At 71.0% G+C, this 21,567-nt stretch carries 22 protein-coding genes and 1 tRNA gene; 11 read left to right on the top strand and 12 right to left on the bottom strand.

The features are described 5' to 3' along the window. Window positions 1–37: 37 nt before the first annotated feature. The 10 genes from A37W_RS0110085 to A37W_RS0110040 all read right to left on the bottom strand — a co-directional run bounded on the left by A37W_RS0110085 (window position 38) and on the right by A37W_RS0110040 (window position 8,956). Window positions 38–1,183 (bottom strand): extracellular solute-binding protein, encoded by a 1,146-nt coding sequence (locus A37W_RS0110085; RefSeq protein ID WP_018302914.1) that lies wholly within the window; start codon window positions 1,181–1,183, stop codon window positions 38–40. A 78-nt stretch (window positions 1,184–1,261) separates the two neighbouring features. Beyond that, window positions 1,262–2,356, bottom strand: coding sequence for an ABC transporter ATP-binding protein (locus tag A37W_RS0110080; RefSeq protein ID WP_018302913.1), 1,095 nt, complete (start codon window positions 2,354–2,356; stop codon window positions 1,262–1,264). Between the two features lie 186 nt (window positions 2,357–2,542). Further along, the gene (locus A37W_RS0110075; protein WP_018302912.1) at window positions 2,543–3,349 is read right to left on the bottom strand and encodes a DODA-type extradiol aromatic ring-opening family dioxygenase; all 807 of its coding nucleotides are present in this window, start codon (window positions 3,347–3,349) and stop codon (window positions 2,543–2,545) included. A 322-nt stretch (window positions 3,350–3,671) separates the two neighbouring features. Next, on the bottom strand, window positions 3,672–4,154 hold the full coding sequence (locus tag A37W_RS0110070; RefSeq protein WP_018302911.1) for a GNAT family N-acetyltransferase: 483 nt from the start codon (window positions 4,152–4,154) through the stop codon (window positions 3,672–3,674). Window positions 4,155–4,192: 38 nt separating this feature from the next. After that, on the bottom strand, window positions 4,193–5,134 hold the full coding sequence (locus A37W_RS0110065) for an ABC transporter substrate-binding protein (protein ID WP_018302910.1): 942 nt from the start codon (window positions 5,132–5,134) through the stop codon (window positions 4,193–4,195). Window positions 5,135–5,167: 33 nt separating this feature from the next. Beyond that, complete coding sequence (locus tag A37W_RS0110060; RefSeq protein ID WP_081617085.1) at window positions 5,168–6,061, bottom strand: ABC transporter permease; 894 nt, start codon at window positions 6,059–6,061, stop codon at window positions 5,168–5,170. A gap of 110 nt (window positions 6,062–6,171) precedes the next feature. Further along, window positions 6,172–7,698 carry a sugar ABC transporter ATP-binding protein gene (locus A37W_RS0110055; RefSeq protein ID WP_018302908.1) on the bottom strand — a complete coding sequence of 509 codons (1,527 nt, stop codon included), beginning with the start codon at window positions 7,696–7,698 and terminating at the stop codon, window positions 6,172–6,174. A gap of 96 nt (window positions 7,699–7,794) precedes the next feature. Then, complete coding sequence (locus A37W_RS0110050; RefSeq protein WP_018302907.1) at window positions 7,795–8,079, bottom strand: SH3 domain-containing protein; 285 nt, start codon at window positions 8,077–8,079, stop codon at window positions 7,795–7,797. A gap of 118 nt (window positions 8,080–8,197) precedes the next feature. Next, window positions 8,198–8,284, bottom strand: a tRNA-Leu gene (locus tag A37W_RS0110045). Between the two features lie 192 nt (window positions 8,285–8,476). Next, window positions 8,477–8,956, bottom strand: a complete 480-nt coding sequence (locus A37W_RS0110040) for a DUF2306 domain-containing protein (RefSeq protein ID WP_018302906.1) — start codon at window positions 8,954–8,956, stop codon at window positions 8,477–8,479. Between the two features lie 88 nt (window positions 8,957–9,044). On the opposite strand from A37W_RS0110040, the gene A37W_RS0110035 reads away from it, so the two are divergent. From A37W_RS0110035 to A37W_RS0109990, 10 genes are all read left to right on the top strand, one after another. Next, window positions 9,045–9,827, top strand: a complete 783-nt coding sequence (locus A37W_RS0110035) for a LytTR family DNA-binding domain-containing protein (RefSeq protein WP_018302905.1) — start codon at window positions 9,045–9,047, stop codon at window positions 9,825–9,827. Continuing rightward, window positions 9,827–10,492: a lipoyl(octanoyl) transferase LipB gene (lipB, locus tag A37W_RS0110030; protein ID WP_018302904.1), complete on the top strand. Its 666-nt coding sequence runs from the start codon at window positions 9,827–9,829 to the stop codon at window positions 10,490–10,492. The genes A37W_RS0110035 and lipB overlap by 1 nt, the downstream gene beginning before the upstream one ends. A 420-nt stretch (window positions 10,493–10,912) precedes the next feature. Next, the gene (locus A37W_RS0110025) at window positions 10,913–11,956 is read left to right on the top strand and encodes a TRAP transporter substrate-binding protein (protein ID WP_018302903.1); all 1,044 of its coding nucleotides are present in this window, start codon (window positions 10,913–10,915) and stop codon (window positions 11,954–11,956) included. Window positions 11,957–12,011: 55 nt separating this feature from the next. Beyond that, a complete protein-coding gene (locus A37W_RS0110020) occupies window positions 12,012–12,404 on the top strand; it encodes a type II toxin-antitoxin system VapC family toxin (protein WP_018302902.1) in 393 nt (130 codons plus the stop codon). Further along, window positions 12,401–12,994, top strand: a complete 594-nt coding sequence (locus tag A37W_RS0110015; RefSeq protein ID WP_018302901.1) for a TRAP transporter small permease — start codon at window positions 12,401–12,403, stop codon at window positions 12,992–12,994. The genes A37W_RS0110020 and A37W_RS0110015 overlap by 4 nt, the downstream gene beginning before the upstream one ends. Then, window positions 12,991–14,301, top strand: coding sequence for a TRAP transporter large permease (locus A37W_RS0110010; protein WP_018302900.1), 1,311 nt, complete (start codon window positions 12,991–12,993; stop codon window positions 14,299–14,301). Before A37W_RS0110015 ends, A37W_RS0110010 begins: the two co-directional genes overlap by 4 nt. A 64-nt stretch (window positions 14,302–14,365) precedes the next feature. Next, entirely contained in the window at window positions 14,366–15,127 is a 762-nt protein-coding gene (locus tag A37W_RS0110005) for an SDR family NAD(P)-dependent oxidoreductase (RefSeq protein ID WP_018302899.1), read from the top strand. Window positions 15,128–15,283: 156 nt separating this feature from the next. Next, on the top strand, window positions 15,284–16,957 hold the full coding sequence (gene ctaD, locus A37W_RS0110000) for a cytochrome c oxidase subunit I (RefSeq protein ID WP_018302898.1): 1,674 nt from the start codon (window positions 15,284–15,286) through the stop codon (window positions 16,955–16,957). Between the two features lie 2 nt (window positions 16,958–16,959). Continuing rightward, entirely contained in the window at window positions 16,960–17,319 is a 360-nt protein-coding gene (locus tag A37W_RS21440) for a hypothetical protein (RefSeq protein WP_018302897.1), read from the top strand. Between the two features lie 38 nt (window positions 17,320–17,357). Next, a complete protein-coding gene (locus tag A37W_RS0109990) occupies window positions 17,358–17,876 on the top strand; it encodes a copper chaperone PCu(A)C (RefSeq protein WP_018302896.1) in 519 nt (172 codons plus the stop codon). Window positions 17,877–18,295: 419 nt separating this feature from the next. Here A37W_RS0109990 and A37W_RS0109985 read toward each other — a convergent pair whose 3' ends face one another. Together A37W_RS0109985 and A37W_RS0109980 are read right to left on the bottom strand one after the other, a co-directional pair. After that, window positions 18,296–18,601 carry a hypothetical protein gene (locus tag A37W_RS0109985; protein ID WP_018302895.1) on the bottom strand — a complete coding sequence of 102 codons (306 nt, stop codon included), beginning with the start codon at window positions 18,599–18,601 and terminating at the stop codon, window positions 18,296–18,298. Between the two features lie 130 nt (window positions 18,602–18,731). Further along, entirely contained in the window at window positions 18,732–20,624 is a 1,893-nt protein-coding gene (locus tag A37W_RS0109980) for a propionyl-CoA synthetase (RefSeq protein ID WP_018302894.1), read from the bottom strand. Between the two features lie 139 nt (window positions 20,625–20,763). Between A37W_RS0109980 and A37W_RS0109975 the strand changes: the two genes are divergently transcribed. Further along, window positions 20,764–21,522, top strand: a complete 759-nt coding sequence (locus A37W_RS0109975; protein WP_018302893.1) for a glycosyltransferase family 25 protein — start codon at window positions 20,764–20,766, stop codon at window positions 21,520–21,522. Window positions 21,523–21,567 lie beyond the last annotated feature (45 nt).

Genomic DNA, 21,567 nt, shown 5'->3' with positions numbered 1-21,567 from the left:
GCGGCGGAACGGGTCCGCCGCACCAGTCAGTCGTCGATTACTGCGCGAGCCAGGCCTGGAACTTGGCGTCCAGGTCGTCCCGGTAGTCCGCCCACCATTCGTAGTTCTGCACGAAGGCGTTGTTGGCGTTGTCGGGGTTGGTCGGCATGTGCGGCGCCATGTCGACGCCGAGCTCGGCATGCTGGCCGACGAGCGGCGCCGAGGACTGACGCGCCGGGCCGTACGAGATGTACTTGGCCTGGTCGGCGAGGCGCTGCGTGTCGGTCGCGAACCACAGGAAGTCCTTGACGCGGTTCAGGGTCGGCTCGTCCAGGCCCGCCGGGATGATCCAGCCGTCGAGGTCGTAGGACTGGGTGTCCCACATCATCTCGATCGGCTGGTCCTGCTCGACGATGGCCGAGAACAGGCGGCCGTTGTAGGTCGACCCGAACACCACCTCGCCATCGGCGAGAAGCTGCGGCGTGTCGGCGCCGGCGGTCCACCAGACGGTCTGGTCCTTGATCCGGTCGAGCACGGCGAAGGCGCGCTCCTGGCCCTCTTCGGTCTCGAGCACGTCGTAGACGTCCTCCATCGCGACGCCGTCGCAGATCAGCGCCCACTCCATGTTGTTGTGCGGGCGCTGCTCCAGCGCGCGCTGGCCCGGGAACGTCTCCAGGTCGAACACGTCGCAGATGTCGTCCGGCGTGTTGCCGTTCCACTCGGCCACGTCGTTGCGGTAGCCGAAGGTGTAGGAATAGGCGATCTGCGGGATGAAGCAGTCGCTGACCAGCATCTCCTCGGTGAAGTCGTCGGCGGCCGAGGTGCCGTCCGGCGCGGGCGCCGCGATCTCGTCGATGTCGATCTCCATCGCGAGGCCCTCGTCGCAGAGGCGCATCGCGTCGGCGGCGGTCACGTCGACCAGATCCCAGGTGAGGTTGTTCGCCTCGTTCTGGGCGCGCAGGCCGGCGACGGCCTCGCCCGAGCTTTCGTCCCAGGTGACCGAGACGTCGGGGTTCATCGCGAGGTAGGGCTCGACGTAGGCTTTCAGCTGCGACTCCTGGTAGGCGCCGCCCCAGCTGACGATCGTGATCTCGTTGGCCATCTCCTCGCCGGCGACCGGGCTTTCGGTCGCCTCCTGCGCGACCGCGAGGCCGGCCGTCAGGGTGAGGGCCGAAGAGGCCATCAGGAACTTGGTGAGTTTCATTCGTTTCTCCCTAGTTGCTCCCGGAGTATGTCTGTCTTGCCCGTCGGGTCACCGGGAGGGACCCGCGGGAAAATCGCCTCACGCGTCGAGCGCGCGGCAATCCTGCGGCAGCCAGCCGATGGTGACGGACTGGCCGGGCGTCAGGCGCACCTGGTCGGCGCGGTTGCGGGTCTTGACGATGAAATCGTCGTTGCCCGCGACCGACAGCCGGGTGCGGAACGTGTCGCCCATGTAGATGAATTCGCGGACCTCGGCCTTGAGCGTGTGCGCGTCGGGGCCGAGCTCCGGGTCGAACTCCACCCGCTCGGGCCGGATCGACACCTTGGTCCGCTCGCCGGCCTTGCCGACGTTGACCGGCTTGGCGTCGATCACCTCGCCCGAGTCGAGACGGACGGTGCAGCGCTCGCCCTCCACCCGCTCGAGGGTGCCCTCGAGGGTGTTGTTCTCGCCGATGAACTGCGCGACGAAGCTGTTGCGCGGCGCCTCGTACAGCTCGTCCGGCGGGGCGAGCTGCTGGATCCGGCCGTCGTCGAACACCGCGACGCGGTCCGACATCGTCAGCGCCTCGGTCTGGTCGTGCGTCACGTAGACCACCGTGATGCCGAGGTCGTGGGCCAGGCGCGTGATCTCGAACTGCAGGGTCTCGCGCAGCTGCTTGTCGAGCGCGCCGAGGGGTTCGTCCATCAGCACCAGCTCGGGCTCGAACACCAGCGCGCGGGCGAGCGCGATCCGCTGTTGCTGGCCGCCGGACAGCTGCGCCGGGCGGCGGCCGCCGAAATGACCCATCTGCACCATGTCGAGGGCGCGCTTGATCTTCTCCTCGCGCTCGGACTTGCCGATCTTGCGCACTTCCAGCGGGAAGGCGAGGTTCTCGGCCACCGTCATGTGCGGGAACAGGGCGTAGTTCTGGAAGACCATCCCGATGCCGCGCTTGTGGGGCGGGATGTTGTTGATCGGCTTGCCTTCGAGCTTGATCTCGCCGTGGGTGGCGGTCTCGAAGCCGGCCAGCATCATCAGGCAGGTCGTCTTGCCGGACCCCGATGGGCCGAGCATCGTCAGGAACTCGCCCTTCGGCATGGCGAGGTTCAGGTCCTTCACCACGAGGGTCTCCCCGTCGTAGCTCTTCTGGACACGCTCGAAGGCGACGAATGCGTCGCTGGCCGCTTCGGTCAAACCGATCTCCCCGTCTGCGCCTCGCAGGTTGATCCTGCCTTTTCGCGGCCCCGAATAAAACGGAGCCTGCGACGCATTGCAACCGGATAGCGACGAGACGCCGCAATGCGGCGTGACGCAGGGTCGTTTTCCATGCAGCCGGGCGCCCCTGCATGCTGCGTCGCAGAATGCAGGGGCAGGAGCGGATCAGGCTGCCGCAGCGTCGCCGAAACGCCAGCTCGACGCGGTGACGCCGCCGAAGAGATCCTCGTCGTGGTAGATCCGCGTCGCCCGCTCTCCCTCGGCCGCGCCGAGCGCGGGGAAGAGCGGCATCAGGTGATCCTCTTCCTTGTGGCTGATCCGGGCGTAGGGCGCGCTCTCCCAGTCGAGGAGCGCGGCGGTCCGGGCCGCGGGCGCGTCGTCCAGCACCCGGTTCAGCCAGGCGTCGAAACCGGCGGACGGCTCCTTCGCCCCCGGCCCGAAGAGGCGCAGGTTGTGGTAGGACAGGCCCGAGCCGACGATCATCACGCCCTCGTCGCGCAGCGGCGCCAGGGCGCGGCCGACCTTCAGGTGCTCCTCGGGGTCGTAGCCGTGGCGCAGGCTCACCTGGTAGACCGGCACGTCGGCGTCCGGGAACATGATCGCCAGCGGCGCGAAGGTGCCGTGATCGAACCCCTGCGCGTCGTCGAGGCGCGTCGGCAGGCCGGCTCCGGCCAGCAGGTCCGCCGTCCGCCGGGCGAGATCGGGCGCGCCGGGGGCGGGATAGACGACGCGGTAGGTCTCCTCCGGGAAGCCGTGGTAGTCGTAGACCATCGGCGGCCTCGGCGAGGCCATGACGGCGTAGCCGTCCGTCTCCCAGTGGCCCGAGATGACGAGGACGGCCTTCGGCCGCTCCGGCAGCTCCGCCACCATCGCCGTCAGCGACGCTTCGAGGTTCGCGAACTGCGCCCGCATCTGCGGCAGCCAGGGCCACGGCCCGCCGCCGTGTGAGATGAAGTAGGTCGGGTAGCGCATGGTCGCCTCCGCGGAAATGTGTGAGCCGAAGATATGCCGCGCGAGGTGGCGCGCGAAGACGGCTCGCAGTGCGGCAGCGCACATGTGCGGCGCGACGGCGGAGGCAAGGGGGGGCCGTCATGAGCGTCGTCTCGGAACGGGCGGCGAACTACCACCCGAATGCCCGCCCCGGCCTCGAGCCGGGGCCCCGATCAACGGAGCGCCCCGCCGCGGTGGCCGTTCATCGGCCTTGCGCCCCGGCCCGGCGAGGCCCCGGCTCAGGGCCGGGGCGGGACATCCCGGGGCCGACCGGCCGCGCCGCCCAGCCCGTCACCGCCCGGCGTCACGCGCCGCGCCGCGCCACCATCGGCTGCACCAGCCCCCACGGCGCCACCAGCGGCGCGCCGTAGGCGACGAAACCGACCTTGCGGTAGACGGCGATGGCGCGGGCGTTGTCCGGGTGGGGGTCGGTCCCGATCGCCGGAGCGCCCTCGGCGAACAGTTCAGCCACGCGCTGCCGCAGGAAGGCGGTGCCGTGACCCCGCCCCGTCATCGCAGCCTCGCCGATGAACTGGTCGATGCCCCGCGCCCCGCGCGGCAGGTCCGCAAAATGGTGCCCGGGCTCGGCGTGGGGGTCGTAATCCTGGGCGTAGGCGAAGGGCGCTCCGCCCGGCTCGACGATCCAGCGCCGGACCGACGGGTCGGCGAGGTCGCTCTCGTCGCAGGGATCTTCTGCGTCCCACCATTCGGCGACGTGCGGCGCGGCGATCCAGCGCCGCAGCAGCGGCAGGTCGGCGGGCGTCGCGGGGCGGAAGCGATAGCTCATGGATGGGCGCGCCGCGATGCGCGGCGCGCCCGGCCCGATCAGAACGGGCTGTCGGGGAAGTAGTAGTTCTCGGCGTTCTCGGGCGTCACGAGGACCGAGCCGATGGTGAACGTGCCGGAGACCGGCGCCGACGAGGTCACGCCGACGGCCGTCAGCTCGATCGCGGTGGCGATCATCGACGGCGGATAGGTCACGTCGGCCGGGATCATCGTGTCGCCGTCCATGACGCGCTGGATCATCTCCTTCATGCCGGCGCCGCCGAGCACGAACTGGATGTCGTCGCGGCCCGCCGCCTCGATCGCGGCGAGGACGCCGACCGCCATGTCGTCGTCCGACGCCCAGACGGCGTCGATCTCGGGATAGCGGCTGAGGAAGTCCTGCATCACGGTGAAGCTGTCGTCACGGTTCCAGTTGCCGTGCTCCATCCCCAGGATGTTGATCCCCGAGCCCTCGATCGCGGCCTGGAAGCCCTCGACACGCTCGTTGTCGATGGTGGTCGGGATGCCGCGCAGCACGACGATGTCGCCGCCGTCGGGCATGGCCGAGACCATGTACTCGCCCGACACCCGGCCGAAGCCCGGGTTGTCACCGGCCACGTACAGGTCCTGGATGTTCGGCTCGGACAGGCCGCGGTCGACGACCGTGACCCAGACGCCCTGGTCGGCGATGGCCTTCACCGGGCCGGTCAGCGGCTCGGACTCGAACGGCAGCACGACGAGGGCCGAGATGCCGCGCGCGGCGACCATGTCCTCGATGTCCGAGACCTGCTTCGCCGGGTCGGACGCCGTGGCGAGCACGAAGTCGAGCTCGGGGTAGACCTCTTCCAGGCGGTCGATGGCTTCCTGCGCGTGGAAGTTCATGCCGCCGGCCCAGCCGTGCGTCGCGGCCGGGATCGAGACGCCGATCACGGTCGTCTCCTGCGCCAGGACCGGCGCGGCCAGCAGCGAGAAGGCGGCGCCCATCATGAGATGCTTCGTCATAAGTCTCCTCCCTTGGAGTTCTTGCGGCGGGGTTCAGTCCCCGGCCTTGGATTCACGCTGCAGGATCACAGCGAGAACGATGATGACCCCCTGGATCGCGCCGTTCAGGTAGGGCGAGACCGCGTCGGTCAGGTTCAGGATGTTTCCGATCAGCGACAGGATCAGGACGCCGATCACGGTGCCCCAGACCCGGCCGAAGCCGCCCTTCAGCACGGTGCCGCCGATGATCACGGCCGCGATCGCCTCCAGCTCCCACAGGACGCCCGTCGCGGACGAGGCGGAGCCGAGGCGGGGCACGTACATGATCGTCGCGATCCCGACGAGCAGGCCGAGGCCGACATAGGTGTAGAGGCGCATCCGGTTGACGTTGACCGAAGAGTACCGCGCGACCTGGTCGTTGGAGCCGATGGCGGCGCAGTAGCGCCCGAAGGCGGTCATCCGCATCACCACCTCGCCGATGATGGCGACGATGGCGAAGACGATGATCGGCCACGAGATGCCGAGGATGCCGGAATAGTAGAGCGGCTGCAGCGCGGTGCGCAGACCGAAATCCAGCGACAGCGTGCCGCCGTCCGCGAGCCAGGTGACGAGGGAGCGGTAGATGCCCATCGTGCCCAGCGTCACGATGAACGCCTCGATCCGCATCGTCGTGATGAGGATGCCGTTGATCCATCCCGCCACCAGGCCTGCGACCAGCGCGGTCGCGATCCCGAGCAGCATGACCGGCAGGCCCACGCCCATCGACGGCAGCGCCAGGTTCATCACCAGGATCATCAGCCCCGCGATGAACGCGGCCATCGAGCCCACCGACAGGTCGAGACCGCCCGCGGTGATGACGAAGGTCATCCCCACCGCGATGATCCCGATGAAGGCCGAACGCGCGAGGACGTTCGTCACGTTCCCCGCGCTGAGGAAGTTGGAGTTCATCAGCGCGCCGACGATCACCAGCGCGATCAGCGCCAGGATCGGCCCCAGTACGTGCAGGTTTACGCCGTGCCGCGCCTTGGCAGGCGCCGCTCCTCCCTCGGTCGTCGTGGTCACGCCGGCTCCTCCTCCCGCGAGGCGGCGCCGAGGCCCATGGCCAGGCGCACGATCGCGTCCTCTGTCTTGTCCGCGCCCGCCACTTCTCCTGCCATCCGGCCGCGGCGCATCACCAGGACGCGGTCGGACAGACCGATCACCTCGGGCAGTTCCGAGGAGATGACGATGACGGACGTTCCCTCCGCGGCGAGGCGGTGGATGAAATCGTAGATCTGCTGCTTGGTGCCGATGTCGATGCCGCGCGTCGGCTCGTCGATGATGACGATCTTCGGCTCGGCCAGCATGGTCTTGGCGATCAGCAGCTTCTGCTGGTTGCCGCCGGAGAGGTTCTTGGCGAGCGTATCCCGCGCCGGCGTGCGGATGTCGAAGTCGCGGATCGCCTTGGTCAGCGCCTCCTCCTCGGCCCTGCGGTCGAGAAGCGGCTTCGCGAACTGGCGCAGCGACGTCAGCGTCAGGTTCTCGCGCAGGCCCATGTTGAGGACGAGGCCGCGGCTCTTGCGGTCCTCGGTGAGGTAGACGAGGCCAAGCTCCTGCGCCTCCTTGGGCGTGCGGATCGTCGCGTCCTGCCCGCCGATCCGAACCCGGCCGGTATGGCGGCGCAGGCCCACGAGTCCCTCCATCGCCTCGGTCCGGCCCGAGCCGATCAGGCCGGCGATCCCCAGGATCTCGCCCTGGCGCAGGGTGAAGGAGACGTCCTCGGCGTGGCCGGGCACCGTCAGCCCCTCGACCTGCAGCGCCGGCGTCTCGGACAGGGCGCCGCGGCGGACGGGGTACAGATCCTTCAGCTCGCGCCCGACCATCGCCTCGGCCATCTGGTCCTCGCTCATCTCCGAGGTCGGCTTCGTCGTCACCACGACGCCGTCCCGCATGACCGTGATCCGGTCCGAGATGCGCTTGACCTCGTCCAGCTTGTGGCTGGTGAAGAGGATCGCGGCACCTTCGGACCGCAGACGGTCGATCTGCTCGAACAGCGCCTCGGCCTCGGAATTCGTCAGCACCGCCGTCGGCTCGTCCATGACGATGACCTTCGCGTCGCGGCCCAGCGCCTTGGCGATCTCGACCAGCTGCTTGTCGGGGTTCGAGATGTCGCTCACCCGGTCGGTGGGCGCCACGCGGCACCGCAGCTCGGACAGCCAGCCCGCCGTCTTCCGGCGCATGGCCGCCTTGTCGAGAAAGAGGCCGCGCCGCAGCTCGCGCCCGAGGAAGACGTTCTCCTCCACGGTCAGCTGCTCGGCGAGGTTGAACTCCTGGTGGATCAGGACGACGCCCTGCGCCTCGGCCGTCTCGGACGAGCCGAAGCGAACCGGCTTGCCGTCCAGCTCCACCGTGCCGCCGGTGGGGGCGAGGTAGCCGGTCATGATCTTCATCGCGGTCGACTTGCCGGCGCCGTTCTCGCCGATCAGCGCGTGCACCTCGCCCGGCCGCAGGTCGATGTCGATGCCGTGCAGGACCTGCACGGGACCGAAGCTGCGGTCGACCGACCGCAGCGCGAGGCGTGGTTGCGAAATCGTTTGCGATGCCATGGCGCGGGGGACAATGGCAGCTTTGCGCCGGACGTCAATTCCCACCGGGACCCCGAATGAACTATGTTTCGGACCGCGCCGACGGCGGGCCCGACGTCACTCCCGCAGGAAGTCGGCGGCGACGTAGCCGCTGATCGCCGGCGCCGCCGCGAGAGCCACCCGGCACCAGAGCTGCCCGAGCTCGGTCACGCAGTCCTGCCGAGTCAACGCCGTCCCCTCGGGCAGCCCCAGGACCACGACGTAGCCGAGGCCCGGCCCCGTGCGCAGGTTCAGGAACTCCACGTCGCCGGTGTCGCCCACCGTCACGCGGCTCCCGCCCGGCGCGCCGCAGGCGGCGAGGACGGTCAGGGCGAGGCACAGGGCGGCGGGGCGAAGGGGCATCGGACTCTCCGGGCGGATTGGGGTCTGTCCCCGGTGCAGACCACAGGCCGGCGCCCCCGGACAAGACCCAAAAGCCGCCCCTCGGGGCGGCCACTCGATCGTGTCGTCAGGAGGAGAATGGTGCGGTTGAGAAGACTCGAACTTCCACGGGAGTTACCCCACAGCGACCTCAACGCTGCGCGTCTACCAATTCCGCCACAACCGCACTCGAACTGGTGGCGGCTCTCTAGCGGAGGGTCCCGCGGGCCTCAAGCGATTTCTTCAGGCCCTCGGGCGCGCCCCTCGACGGCCCCCGGACGAGGCCCGACGTCGCCTCCCCGGTCCAGCCCTCGGGCGTCGGACCGCCTTCGCAGGGGAGCGGTCGCCCGGCGGGAGCCGGGCGATGCTATGCCCCGGCTCACGCGCCGACGCGCCCCGGGCGCAGCAGCAGAAGGGCGAGCGCCAGCGCCAGCGCGGCCAGCAGGAACGCCCCCATCCCCGCATCGCCGAACAGCGCCGCATGCATCCGGCGCCCGGGCAGCAGCGTGAACAGGCCCGCGATGCCCATCGCGCCGACATAGAGGCTCCGCATCCCGGCGCGGTGACGGGCGATGTCGCGGGCACGGGCGGCGCGCACCGCCTCCCAGAGGCCCCACAGCGTCCAGGCCGACAGCAGGTGGATCGGCGACAGCGGCCCGATCAGCCGGATCTCGAGGATGAGGAACGACGTCAGCGCGGTGCCCGCCATCGCGCCGACCCAGACCCGGCCCAGCGCGCGATGCAGCCCGTCGCGGTGGCGTCGCAGAAGGACGACCGGCCCCAGCGCCATCGCGGCCAGGGCGAAGGCGACGTGGACCTGCACGGCGGCGGGGGCGGTCAGGATCGGATCGAGTGACATCGGGGCTCTCCCTTTTCATCGGACGTGGCGCGTGCCACCGTCCTTCGCGCCCCGCCCTGCCGCTCTCCAGCCGGGATACGCGAACGACGTGACCCACGACGCCGACGACACGCCGCCGCAACTCGCGCTTCGCCGATGGCGGGCGGAGATGACCGATCCTCGCAGCTTGGCCGCGATGGCGGGAATCGGCGTGATCCTCGGCCTCGCCGGTCCCTTCGGCACGCAGGAGGACATGGGCCTGGTGTCCCGCCTCGCCTACTGGGTCACCGTGACTGTCCTCGGCTACGGCACCGGATCGGCCGTCGCCCAATTCGTCGCCCCGCATCTGCCGGCCCGTTGGCCGCGGCCGCTGCGCCTCACGCTCGCGGGTGTCGCGGTCGGTCTCGCCGTTTCTGTCTTCGTTCTGGCGCTCAACATCGCGATCTTCGGCAGGCACGTCGCCGACCCGGTCGCCATGGCGCGGCTCGCCGCCACGATCGTCCCCGTCGCGGTCGTGGTCACGCTCCTGCTGTCCCTGCTGCCGCAGGAGACGGCCGCCCCGCCCTCCGCGGGCCCGCCACCGATCCTGCAGCGCCTGCCCGTGGCGAAGCGCGGGGCCCTTCTGGCGCTGTCGGTCGAGGATCACTATGTCCGCGTCCGCACGACCAGGGGCGAGGAGATGGTGCTGATGCGCCTCGGCGACGCGATGAACGAGACCGGCGACCTGCCCGGCGCGCAGGTGCACCGCTCGCACTGGGTGGCCTGGGGCGCGGTCACCGCCGCCCGGCGCGAGGGCGACCGCGCGATCCTGACGCTGCGCGGCGGCAGCGAAATCCCGGTGAGCCGGGCAAACGTCCCGGCCGTCCGCGCCGCCGGCCTGCTGCCGCGGTGATGGTGGAGTGGATCGCCAGCCCGGGCCTGACGCCCTACGAGGACGCCGTCGCGGTCATGGAGGACCGCGCGACCGCCATCGCCGAGGGCCGCGCCGGCGAGTGCGTCTGGCTGGTGGAGCATCCGCCGCTCTACACCGCCGGCACCTCGGCCAGGGACGCGGATCTCACCGACCCCGGCCGCTTCCCCGTCCACAGGACGAAGCGCGGCGGGCAGTTCACCTATCACGGTCCCGGCCAGCGCGTCGTCTACACGATGCTGAACGTGGCCGAGCGGGGGCACGACGTGCGCTGCTTCGTCCGCGACCTCGAGGCATGGGTGATCGCGGCGCTGGCCGAGTTCAACGTGACCGGCGAGATCCGCGAGGGCCGGGTCGGCGTCTGGGTCGCCCGGCCGGAGAAGCCGCCGCTGCCGGACGGCTCGGCGCGGGAGGACAAGATCGCCGCCATCGGCATCCGCCTGCGGCGTTGGGTGTCGTTCCACGGGCTCGCGATCAACGTGGAGCCGGATCTGTCGCACTACGACGGCATCGTGCCCTGCGGCATCTCGGGCCACGGCGTGACCAGCCTCGTCGATCTCGGCCTGCCGGTGACGATGGCGGACCTCGACGTGGCGCTGAAGCGGACGTTCGATCCGGCGATGAACCGCGAGCGCGCCTGCGGGTAACGAGGGCCGCGAAGGGGCAACTTCTCCCGCCCGGGCGGCGGCGCCAGCCGCCCGGGCAGCGGATGGCCGCCCCCGGCCAGCCGCTTCGCCGGCGGCACGCGCGACACCGGCGTCGTGCGGTGCTGATGGATGAAACGCACCTACGATCACGAGCGCACGGCTGGCCGCGGCCATCCGCTGCCCTCGGACCAGGGCTTTCAGATCGGGGCGGCTTCAACGTAGTGCGGTGGAGACGGCCGAAATGCTCCAGCGACAGCGAGCGCTCGGCCGTCCGCGGCCATTCGCTGCCCTCGGATCTGCTCTGGGGGGTCGGACGCGTGCCCCCCTCCAGCCCGCAAGTGATGGACAGCCCGGCGCACGGTCTTTATCCATCCGTGCGGAGAGCGGGCCGAAGCCCGCCGGACATCCGGGAGGACGATCATGACACTCACCCGCAAGGCCTTTCTCGGCCTCATGGGCACCGCGGCCGCCGCGGCCCTGACGACGACCGCCGCCAGCGCGCAGGAATACACCCTGCGCCTGCACCAGTTCCTGCCGGCGCAGGCCAACGTCCCCGTCCAGGTCCTCGACGTCTGGGCCGACACGATCGAGGAGGAGTCGGGCGGCCGGATCGAGATCCAGCGCTACCCGGCGATGCAGCTCGGCGGCACCCCGCCCGAGCTCTACGACCAGGCCGTCGACGGCGTGGCCGACATCGTCTGGACGCTGCCCGGCTACACCCCCGGCCGCTTCCCGCAGACCGAGGTGTTCGAGCTGCCGTTCATGATGACGGACGCCGAGGCGACGTCGCGCGCCTACTGGCAGCTCGCCGAGGAGCAGGACTGGTTCTCGTCGATCTTCTCGGACGTCCACGTCCTCGGCCTGTGGGTCCACGGCCCCGGCGTGATCCACTCGGGCGAGCCGGTGACGACGCCCGAGGACCTCGCGGGCGTCAAGCTGCGGGCGCCGACGCGGGTGACCAACCAGCTCTTCACCAACCTCGGCGCGACCACGGTGGGCATGCCCGTCCCGGCGATTCCGGAATCGCTGTCCAAGGGCGTGATCGACGCGACCGTCATCCCGTGGGAGGTGACCCCCTCGATCCGGCTGACCGAGCTCGTCACCAACCACACCGAGTTCGAGGCCGACCCGCTCTACACCGCGACCTTCGTGCTGGCGATGAACCAGGCGGCGTACGACAACCTGCCCGAGGACCTGCAGCAGGTCATTGACGACAATTCGGGGCTGGAATTCTCGGCCATGGCCGGGGCGACGATGCAGGAATACGACGCGCCGGGCCGCGAGATCGCGGTCGAGGCGGGCAACAACATCATCACGCTGACCGAGGAGCAGATCGAGCCGTGGCGCGCCGCCGCCGACCAGACGATCGAGAACTGGGTCGCCGAGATGGACGGCCAGGGGCTCGACGGCACGGCCCTGCTCGACCGGGCGCGCGCCCTGATCGAGGAAAACACCTCCGAGTGACGCTATCGGCGGGCGCCTGACCGGCGCCCGCCCTCCTGCCCGAAGGCCCCTCCCCATGCCCCGCTACGTCCTCTCCCCCGACGCCGCGCTCCATGTCGTCGGACAGGCCGCCGCGCCCTCGGCCGACGCCCTGCTGGCGCCGACGCTGCTGCGGCCCGAAGTGCTGGACCGGCTGTACCGCGCCGCGCGGGCGGGCGAGCTGACTGCGTCGGAGGCCGAGGCCCGGCGCCGGCGGTTCGACGGCCTCAAGGTCCGCTATCTCGGCGACAGGGTCCTGCGGCGCACGGCGTGGAAGATCGCGGAGGAGGCGGGCGAGGACGGAACGGGGCGCGCCGAGTACGTCGCGCTGACCCAGCTGCAGGCAGACGCGCTGGTGACGGAGGACGCCGCCCTGACCGCGCTCGCCCAGGGCCGCGCCCCCGTCCGCCCGCTGTCGGTGCTGTCGTGACCGCGCTGCGCCCCCTCGTCACCCTGATCGCCCGCGTCATGGCGCTGCTCGGCGGCCTCGTCCTCGTCGCGCTGGTGATCCTCACCTGCCTCAGCGTGATCGGCCGCGGCCTCGTCACGCTCGGCCACAGCGACGTCCTCACCGGCGCCGCCCCCGGCCTCGCCGGCTGGCTGAACGGCACCGGCGTCGGCCCGATCCCCGGCGACTTCGAGCTGGTCGAGGCCGGCGTCGCCTTCGCCATCTTCGCCTTCCTGCCGATCTGCCAGCTGCGGTCGGGCCACGCGACCGTGGACATCTTCACCAACCTGATGCCGGGCGGCATCGCCCGGACGCTGGTCGTGTTCTGGGAGATCGTGCTGGCCCTTACCCTCGTCCTCATCGCCTGGCGCCTGTACGAGGGCTTCTCGGACAAGCTGCGCAACGGGCAGACGACGTTCCTGCTGCAGTTCCCGGTCTGGTGGGCCTACGGCGCCAGCCTGATCGCCGCCAGCGCCGCCGCCCTCGTCGGGGTCTGGTGCGCCGCCGCCCGCGCGGCCGAGACGGTCACCGGCCGGCCGATCATGCCGCCCCCGGGCGAGGCGGACCATTGAGCAATCTCGAGATCGGTTTCTGGTCGTTCCCCGTCCTTCTGGGGATGATCTTCCTGCGGGCGCCCATCGGCCTCGCCATGTTCCTGTGCGGCATCGGCGGCCTGTGGCTGGCGACCGGCAGCGACTCCATGTTCCTCGCCAAGCTGAAGTCCGAGAGCTACTCGACCTTCTCCAGCTACTCGCTGTCGATCATCCCGATGTTCCTGCTGATGGGCCAGTTCGCGACCCTGTCAGGCATGTCGCAGGCGCTGTTCAGGGCGGCGGAGTCCTTCCTCGGCCACCGCCGCGGCGGCGTCGCGATGGCGGCCGTGGGCGCCTGCGCCGGCTTCGGCGCGATCTGCGGCTCGTCGTTGGCCACCGCCGCCACGATGAGCCGGGTCGCCCTGCCCGAGATGCGCCGCTACGGCTATTCGGGGGGCTTCTCGACCGCGACGCTGGCCGCCGGCGGCACGCTCGGCATCCTGATCCCGCCGTCGGTGATCCTGGTGATCTACGCGATCCTGACCGAGCAGAACATCGCCAAGCTGTTCCTCGCCGCCTTCATCCCCGGCCTCCTCGCCGCGCTCGGCTACATGATCACGATCTCGCTCTACGTGCGCCGCCACCCCGACGCCGCCGGGACCCGCCCGCCGGTGCCGATGGCCGAGAGGATGCGGGCGCTGGCCGACGTCTGGCCGGTCCTGCTGGTCTTCGGCCTCGTGGTGGGGGGCATCTACCTCGGCTGGTTCACACCGACCGAGGGCGCGGCGGTCGGCGCGGCGGGCACCGGACTGCTGGCACTGGCGAGCGGCAACCTCACCTGGGCGCTGTTCAAGCAGAGCGTGATCTCGACCGCGATCGCCACCGCGATGATCTTCTTCATCATCCTCGGCGCGGCCCTCTACAATTCGTTCCTCGCCCTCTCCCAGGTCCCGCAGGAGCTGTCGGCCTGGGTCGTCGGCCAGGGCTTCAGCCCATGGCTGGTGCTGACGCTGATCCTCGCTTTCTACCTCGTCTTCGGCTGCCTGATGGACAGCCTGTCGATGATCCTGCTGACGATCCCGATCTTCTTTCCGGTCGTGACCCAGCTGGACTTCGGCCTATCGGCCGAAGGCTTCGCGATCTGGTTCGGCATCCTCGTCCTGATCGTGGTGGAGGTCGGGCTCATCACCCCGCCGGTGGGGATGAACCTCTTCATCATCAACGCGATGGACCGCGACACGCCCATGCTGGCGACCTACCGCGCGGTGATGTGGTTCGTCGGCTCGGACATCGCGCGCGTCGTGCTGCTGGTCCTGTTTCCGTCGATCACGCTGTTCCTGCTGTAGGGCGGGGCGGCGTTGCCCGCCCGTCGCCTGCGCCGTAGCATCCGCGAAAAGGCGGAGGATCATCATGCGGATCGAAGGCGAAGCGGCGATCGTGACGGGCGGCGGCAGCGGCCTCGGGGCCGCGACGGCGCGGCTGCTGGCGGAGCGGGGGGCGCGGGTGGCGATCCTCGACTTCGACGCGGCGGCTGGGGCGGCGGTCGCGGGCGAGATCGGCGGGCACGCGGTGGCGGTGGACGTGTCGGACGCCGCGGCGGTGGGCGAGGCGGTCCGGGCCGCCGCGGACGCGCTCGGGCCGGCCCGCATCTGCGTCAGCTGCGCCGGCATCGGCCCGGCCGCGCGGATCGTCGGGCGGGACGGCGCGCTGTCGACGGAGCTGTTCGAGAAGGTGCTGAAGGTGAACCTCTTCGGCACCTACAACGTGATGAGCCACGCCGCCGCCGCGATGATGGCGCTGGAGCCGACGGACACCGGCGAGCGGGGCGTCGTCGTCAACACGGCCTCGGTCGCGTGGCAGGACGGCCAGCTGGGCCAGGCCGCCTACGCCGCCTCCAAGGGCGGGGTCGCGGCGATGTGCCTGCCGGCGGCGCGCGAGTTCGCCCGCGCCGGCATCCGCGTCATGGCGATCGCGCCCGGCCTGTTCCACACGCCGATGATGGAAGGGCTGCCCGAGGAGACGACCCGCTCCATCGCCGCCAACATCCCCTTCCCCGCCCGCCTGGGCGAGCCGCGGGAATATGCGCTGATGGCGGCGCAGATCGTCGAGAATCCCTATCTGAACGGCACCACCATCCGCCTCGACGGCGCGGTGCGGATGCCGCCACGCTGAGGCCGGAGCGTCCGGTCCGGCGGCCGGATGCGCCAAATTGACCTATACCAGGACGGCGGCGGAATATTGCCCCTCCCCGGCCTTGCCTCTAGAAGCGGGACAACGCCCCCCGTGCGCGCCGCGGGGGGCGATCAGCTAGCGATCCGGGAGAGCCACATGGCTGACGCCGCCATTCACGGCCACGAGCACGAGGACAACCGCGGGTTCTTCACCCGCTGGTTCATGTCGACCAACCACAAGGATATCGGGATCCTCTACCTCTTCGTCGCCGGGGCGGTCGGGTTCATCTCGGTGCTGTTCACCGTCTACATGCGGCTCGAGCTGATGCATCCGGGCGTGCAGTTCATGTGCGCCGAGGGCGCGCGTCTGTGGCCCGCGGCCGAGGCGGACTGCACCCCGAACGGCCACCTGTGGAACGTGCTGATCACGTATCACGGCGTCCTGATGATGTTCTTCGTCGTGATTCCGGCGCTGTTCGGCGGCTTCGGCAACTACTTCATGCCGCTGCAGATCGGCGCGCCGGACATGGCGTTCCCGCGGATGAACAACCTGTCCTTCTGGCTGTACGTCACCGGCACAGCGCTCGGCGTGGCGTCGATGTTCGCGCCGGGCGGCAACGGCCAGCTCGGCTCGGGCGTGGGCTGGGTGCTGTACCCGCCGCTCTCGACGTCCGAGGCCGGCATGTCGATGGATCTCGCCATCTTTGCCGTCCACGTCTCGGGCGCCTCGTCGATCCTCGGCGCGATCAACATGATCACCACGTTCCTGAACATGCGCGCCCCCGGCATGACCCTCCACAAGGTGCCGCTGTTCTCGTGGTCGATCTTCGTCACCGCCTGGCTGATCCTGCTGGCCCTCCCGGTTCTGGCCGGTGCGATCACCATGCTGCTGACCGACCGCAACTTCGGCACCACGTTCTTCCAGCCGGCCGGCGGCGGCGACCCGATCCTCTACCAGCACATCCTGTGGTTCTTCGGCCACCCCGAGGTCTACATCATCATCGTGCCGGCCTTCGGGATCATCTCCCACGTCGTCGCGACCTTCTCGAAGAAGCCGATCTTCGGCTACCTGCCGATGGTCTACGCGATGGTCGCGATCGGCGTGCTCGGCTTCGTCGTCTGGGCGCACCACATGTACACCGTGGGCATGTCCCTGACCCAGCAGAGCTACTTCATGCTGGCGACGATGGTCATCGCGGTCCCCACCGGCGTGAAGGTGTTCAGCTGGATCGCCACGATGTGGGGCGGCTCGCTGGAGTTCCGGCCGCCGATGCTGTGGGCCTTCGGGTTCCTGTTCCTGTTCACCGTCGGCGGCGTGACCGGCATCGTCCTGTCACAGGCCGGCATCGACCGGGCCTACCACGACACCTACTACGTGGTCGCGCACTTCCACTACGTGATGAGCCTCGGCGCCGTGTTCGGCATCTTCGCCGGCATCTACTTCTACATGCCCAAGATGTCGGGCCGGATGTTCCCGGACTGGGTCGGCCAGGTGCACTTCTGGGCGATGTTCATCGGCGCGAACCTGACCTTCTTCCCGCAGCATTTCCTGGGCCGTCAGGGCATGCCGCGCCGCTACATCGACTACCCCGAGGCGTTCGCGACCTGGAACCTCGTCTCGTCGATCGGCGCCTTCATCGCCTTCGCCAGCTTCGTGTTCTTCATCGTGATGTTCTTCAAGCTGCTGCTGTCGCCGAAGAACGCCACCCAGCCGAACCCCTGGAACGAGTGGGCGGACACGCTGGAATGGACCCTGCCGTCGCCGCCGCCGGAGCACACGTTCGAGACGCTCCCCAAGCAGAGCGACTGGGACCGCGAACACGCCCACTGACCATGGCGCGCGCGGCCACGCCCCGGCGGACGCGCGCGCTCTGGCTGAGCTTCCTTCTCGCCTGCCAGCTGATGCTGGCAGGCGAGTTCGTTTCGGTGGCCCGCGGTCTCGCCGCCGGGCAGCCGGGGCTTCCCTTCTGCCTGGGCGGCGTCACGCTGACGCTGCCGGACGGCGGCGGCGCGACCGTCATGGCCTGCCCGGACGGCATCCTCGCCCTCTCGGCCCTGCCCCCGCCGCCGGCGCCGCCGCTGCGCCCGCCGGGCGCCAGCCCTGTTGCCGCCGTGGCCCTGCCCGCTGCGCCCCCTGCCCCACCACATGCCGTCGCCGGCTTTGCCGCGCGCGCCCCTCCTGTCCCGGTCTGAGACCCGTTCCAGACACCCTTCCACGACAGGAGACCCTCATGGTCCGTACGTTCTCTCTCGCCGCCCTTGCCGCGGCCGCTTTCGCCCTGCCCGCCGCCGCCGAGATCGAGATCCACGATCCGATCGCCGTCGTCGCCTATCCCGGCGCCCCGACCGGCGCCGCCTACCTGACGATCCACAATCACGGCGGTCCCGACGACCGCCTCCTCTCCGCTCGTGCCGACATCGCCCAGAGGACCGAACTGCATGCGACCGAGACGGCCGCCGACGGCACGATGGCGATGGTCGAACAGTCGGATGGCCTGCCCCTGCCCACGGACGGCGAGGTGGTATTCCGGCCCGGCGGCCTGCACGTGATGATGCTGGGTCTTTCGGCGGGCGAGGAGGTCGCGCTCACGCTGGTGTTCGAAACCGCAGGCGAGGTCGCCGTGACGGTGCCGTTCGGAACCCGCAAAGAGGCGATGGACCTGCATGGGACGCCGATGGAAGGCATGGACCACGGCGCTATGGATCACGGCGCGGCCGACGGCGCCGCGGACGCGGCCGACGGCGACTGACGCGGCCGGGGCGCTCCGGGTCGGCGGGAGCGCCCCCGCCTCCGCCCAGAGCAACCGCCCCGGCCCTGAGCCGGGGCCGCGCCCGAGGATGCGCGAGGTCCCGGGTCGGGCCCGGGACGGGTGGTCGTGGGTCTCAACGGCGACGAACCGAGCGCACAGACCGACCCGCCCCGGCCATGAGCCGGGGCCGCGCCCGAGGATGCGCGAGGGCCCGGGTCGGGCCCGGGACGGGTGGTCGTGGGTCTCAACGTCGACGAACCGAGCGCACAGGCCGACCCGCCCCGGCCCTGAGCCGGGGCCGCGCCCGAGAATGCGCGAGGTCCCGGGTCGGGCCCGGGACGGGGTGTCCGTGGTCAAAGGTTCTTCGCCGAGCGAGCGCTGCCCTCGCGCCCGCGCAGATCGCTCCTCGCCGACCGCCCTTACGAGCAGGCCGACTCCGCCCGATTGGCGAAATCGCGGTAGCGGCGCCAGAACGCCTCGGTCGCGCTGTCGTCGCGGGTCCGCGTCTCCTGCGCCTCGTCGGGGTCGTCGAAGAACCGCGCCGCGCGGCGCTGGTCGGCCCGGCTGAGCGTCTGGTTCGCGACGCTCTGGATGCAGCCGCACAGCCGCGGGTTCGCCGCCGACCGGCCGCCGGCCATGCAGGCCTGCCCGATCTCGCCCGAGGCGGTCCCGCCGCCGCAGGATCCGAGGACCGCGAACGCGACCACCGCAAACATCCATCGCATGGGACTGCTCCCGCCTGACCTGCGGCCCGTCCGGCTGTGCCGCCGGTTCGGTCCGCCCTTCTCCTCGCCCGGCACTATGCGGGAGACGGGCGTTCCGCGCAATCGTGGATCCGGTCGCAGTCCGCCTGCGTCAGGCGCGCGCATAGCCGAGGGGCCGGATCGCCGCGGCGATCTCGTCGAGGATGGCGGGGTCGTCGATCGTCGCCGGCACCTTGTACGCCTGCCCGTCGGCGACCTTGGCCATCGCCGCCCGCAGGATCTTGCCCGACCGCGTCTTGGGCAGGCGATCCACCACGACAGCCAGCCTGAACGCCGCCACCGGGCCGATCTCGTCCCGCACGCGCGCAACCTCCTCGCGCACGATGTCCTCGTGCGGCCGGTCGCAGCCCTTGTTGAGGCAGAGGAATCCCATGGGCAGCTGACCTTTCAGCTCGTCCGCGACGCCGATCACCGCGCACTCGGCGACGTCCGGGTGACCCGCCAGCACCTCTTCCATGAGGCCGGTGGACAGGCGGTGGCCCGCGACGTTGATGACGTCGTCGGTGCGGGCCATGATCCACAGGTATCCGTCCGCGTCCTTCATCCCCGCATCCCCGGTCTCGTACCATCCGGGAAAGCGGTCGAGGTAGCTCTTGCGGTAGCGCTCTTCCGCGTTCCACAGCGTCGGCAGCGTGCCGGGCGGCAGCGGCAACTTCACCGCGATGGCCCCGAGCGTGCCGGGCGGCACCTCCGTCCCGTCCTCGCCGAGAATACGCACGTCCCAGCCCGGCATCGCGACGGTGGGCGAGCCGATCTTCACCGGCAGCGCCTCGATCCCGACGGGATTGCCGGCGATGGGCCAGCCGGTCTCGGTCTGCCACCAGTGGTCGTAGACCGGCGTGCCGGTGATCCGCTGCAGCCACTCGACCGTGTCGGGGTCCGCCCGCTCCCCGGCGAGAAAGATCGACCGCAGGCGCGACAGGTCGTGGCCGGCGAGCATCTCGCCCCTGGGGTCCTCGCGCTTCACCGCGCGGAAGGCGGTGGGCGCGGTGAAGAAGGCGGCCACCTTGTGCTCCTCGATCACGCGCCAGAAGGTGCCGGCGTCGGGCGTGCCGACGGGCTTGCCCTCGAACAGGACGGTCGTGTTGCCGGCGATCAGCGGCGCGTAGCAGATGTAGCTGTGGCCGACGACCCAGCCGACGTCCGAGGCGGCCCAGAACACCTCCCCCGGCTCCACCCCGTAGAAGTTCCTCATCGTCCAGTTCAGCGCGACGAGGTGACCGCCCGTCGGCCGCACCACGCCCTTGGGCTGGCCCGTCGTGCCCGAGGTGTAGAGGATGTAGGCCGGGTGGTCGCCCGGCACGGGCACGCAGTCCGCCGGCGCCGCGCCCTCCTGGAACGCCTCCCACTCGTGGTCGCGGCCGGGCGTCAGCGTCCCCGGCTCCTCCGGGCGCTGGAAGATCACGCAGACCTCCGGCTGGTGCCGGGCCTGGGCGAGCGCGGCGTCGAGCAGCGGCTTGTAGTGCACCACGCGCCCCGGCTCGATCCCGCAGGAGCCGGCGAGGATCGCCTTCGGCGTCGCGTCGTCGATCCGCACCGCCAGCTCGTGCGCGGCGAAGCCGCCGAAGACGACGGAGTGGATGGCGCCGATCCGGGCGCAGGCGAGCATCGCGACCACCGCCTCGGGCACCATCGGCATGTAGATCACGACCCGATCGCCGACGCCGACGCCCGCCCGCTGCAGCGCCCCGCCGAGGCGGGCGGTGCGGGCCTGCAGGTCGGCGAAGGTGATCGTCTGCTTCGTCCCCGTGACCGGGCTGTCGTACAGGATCGCCGCCTGCCCGCCCCGCCCCGCCGCGACGTGGCGGTCGACGGCGTTGTAGCAGCCGTTCACCAGCCCGTCGGTGAACCACTCGTAGAACGGCGCGCGGTCGTCCTTGAGCCCGCGCGTGGGAAAGCGGTCCCAGTCGATGGCGCGGGCGGCCTCCATCCAGAACCCCTCGGGGTCGGCCTGCCAGCCCTCGTAGACCTCGCGGTAGCCCATCCGTCCCTCCCTCTCTCCCGTCGCCTGTATGCCGCCCCGCCGGGCCGCCTCGCAAGCCCGGCGGTGTCGCAGGAGGCCCCGCGTCTTGCCAGCCCGCACCGCGGATGCGACGCACAGGGCGCCAGCCGCGGAGACCCCGATGACGCCGACCTTCTGCATCAACCTCGCCCGCCGGCCCGACCGCTGGGCGCGGATCGAGGACCACGCCGCCGCGGCGGGGCTGGCGGTCCGCCGGGTCGAGGCGGTGGACGCCGCCGACCCCGCGGCGCCGGTGCACCCGATCGCCCCCGGCGGCCCGCTCGGCCCGGTGCCGCGCCCGGCGCTGGCCTGCACCGCCTCCCACGCCGCTGCCTGGGCGCGGGTGGTGGAGAGCGGCGCGCCCTGGGCGCTGATCCTGGAGGACGATGCCGAGCTGGCGCCCGACACCGGCGCGGTGGTCGAGGCGCTGGCAGAAGCGGACCCCGCCCTGCCGCTGGTGAAGCTGGAGGCGGGCGGCACCCTGCCCCTCGGCATGCTCTGCGGCCCGGCGCTGATGGAGTGCGGCGACGGCCGGGTGCTGCGCCGGGCGCACCAGCTGGCGACCGACGCGGCGGCCTACATGATCTCGGCCGCGGGGGCGCGGGCGGCGCTGGCGGGGCTGGCGGCGTGCGACGTGCCGGTGGACCACTACCTCTTCTACCCGCGCCGCCGCCGCGGCAGCCTCGGCCTGCCCTTCGGCCTGGTCGACCCCGCACCCGCCCGCCAGCCGCGCACCGACGCCTCGGACATCGCCCCGTCCCGGCGCAAGGGGACGCCGCGGACGAAGCTGACGCGCGGCTGGTACGAGGCGGCGCAAGCGCCGGGCATGCTGCGCGCGCTGGCGGGCGGGGCGCGGGTGCGGAAGGTGGGGTTCCGCTAGGGCAGCGCGAGCGCACAGGCCGAAACGACATCCGCGAAGCTGGCG

Origin of the sequence: Wenxinia marina DSM 24838, assembly GCF_000379485.1 — a bacterium.
GTDB classification, from domain to species: domain Bacteria; phylum Pseudomonadota; class Alphaproteobacteria; order Rhodobacterales; family Rhodobacteraceae; genus Wenxinia; species Wenxinia marina.
This window is presented reverse-complemented; position numbering and strand designations above follow the sequence as displayed.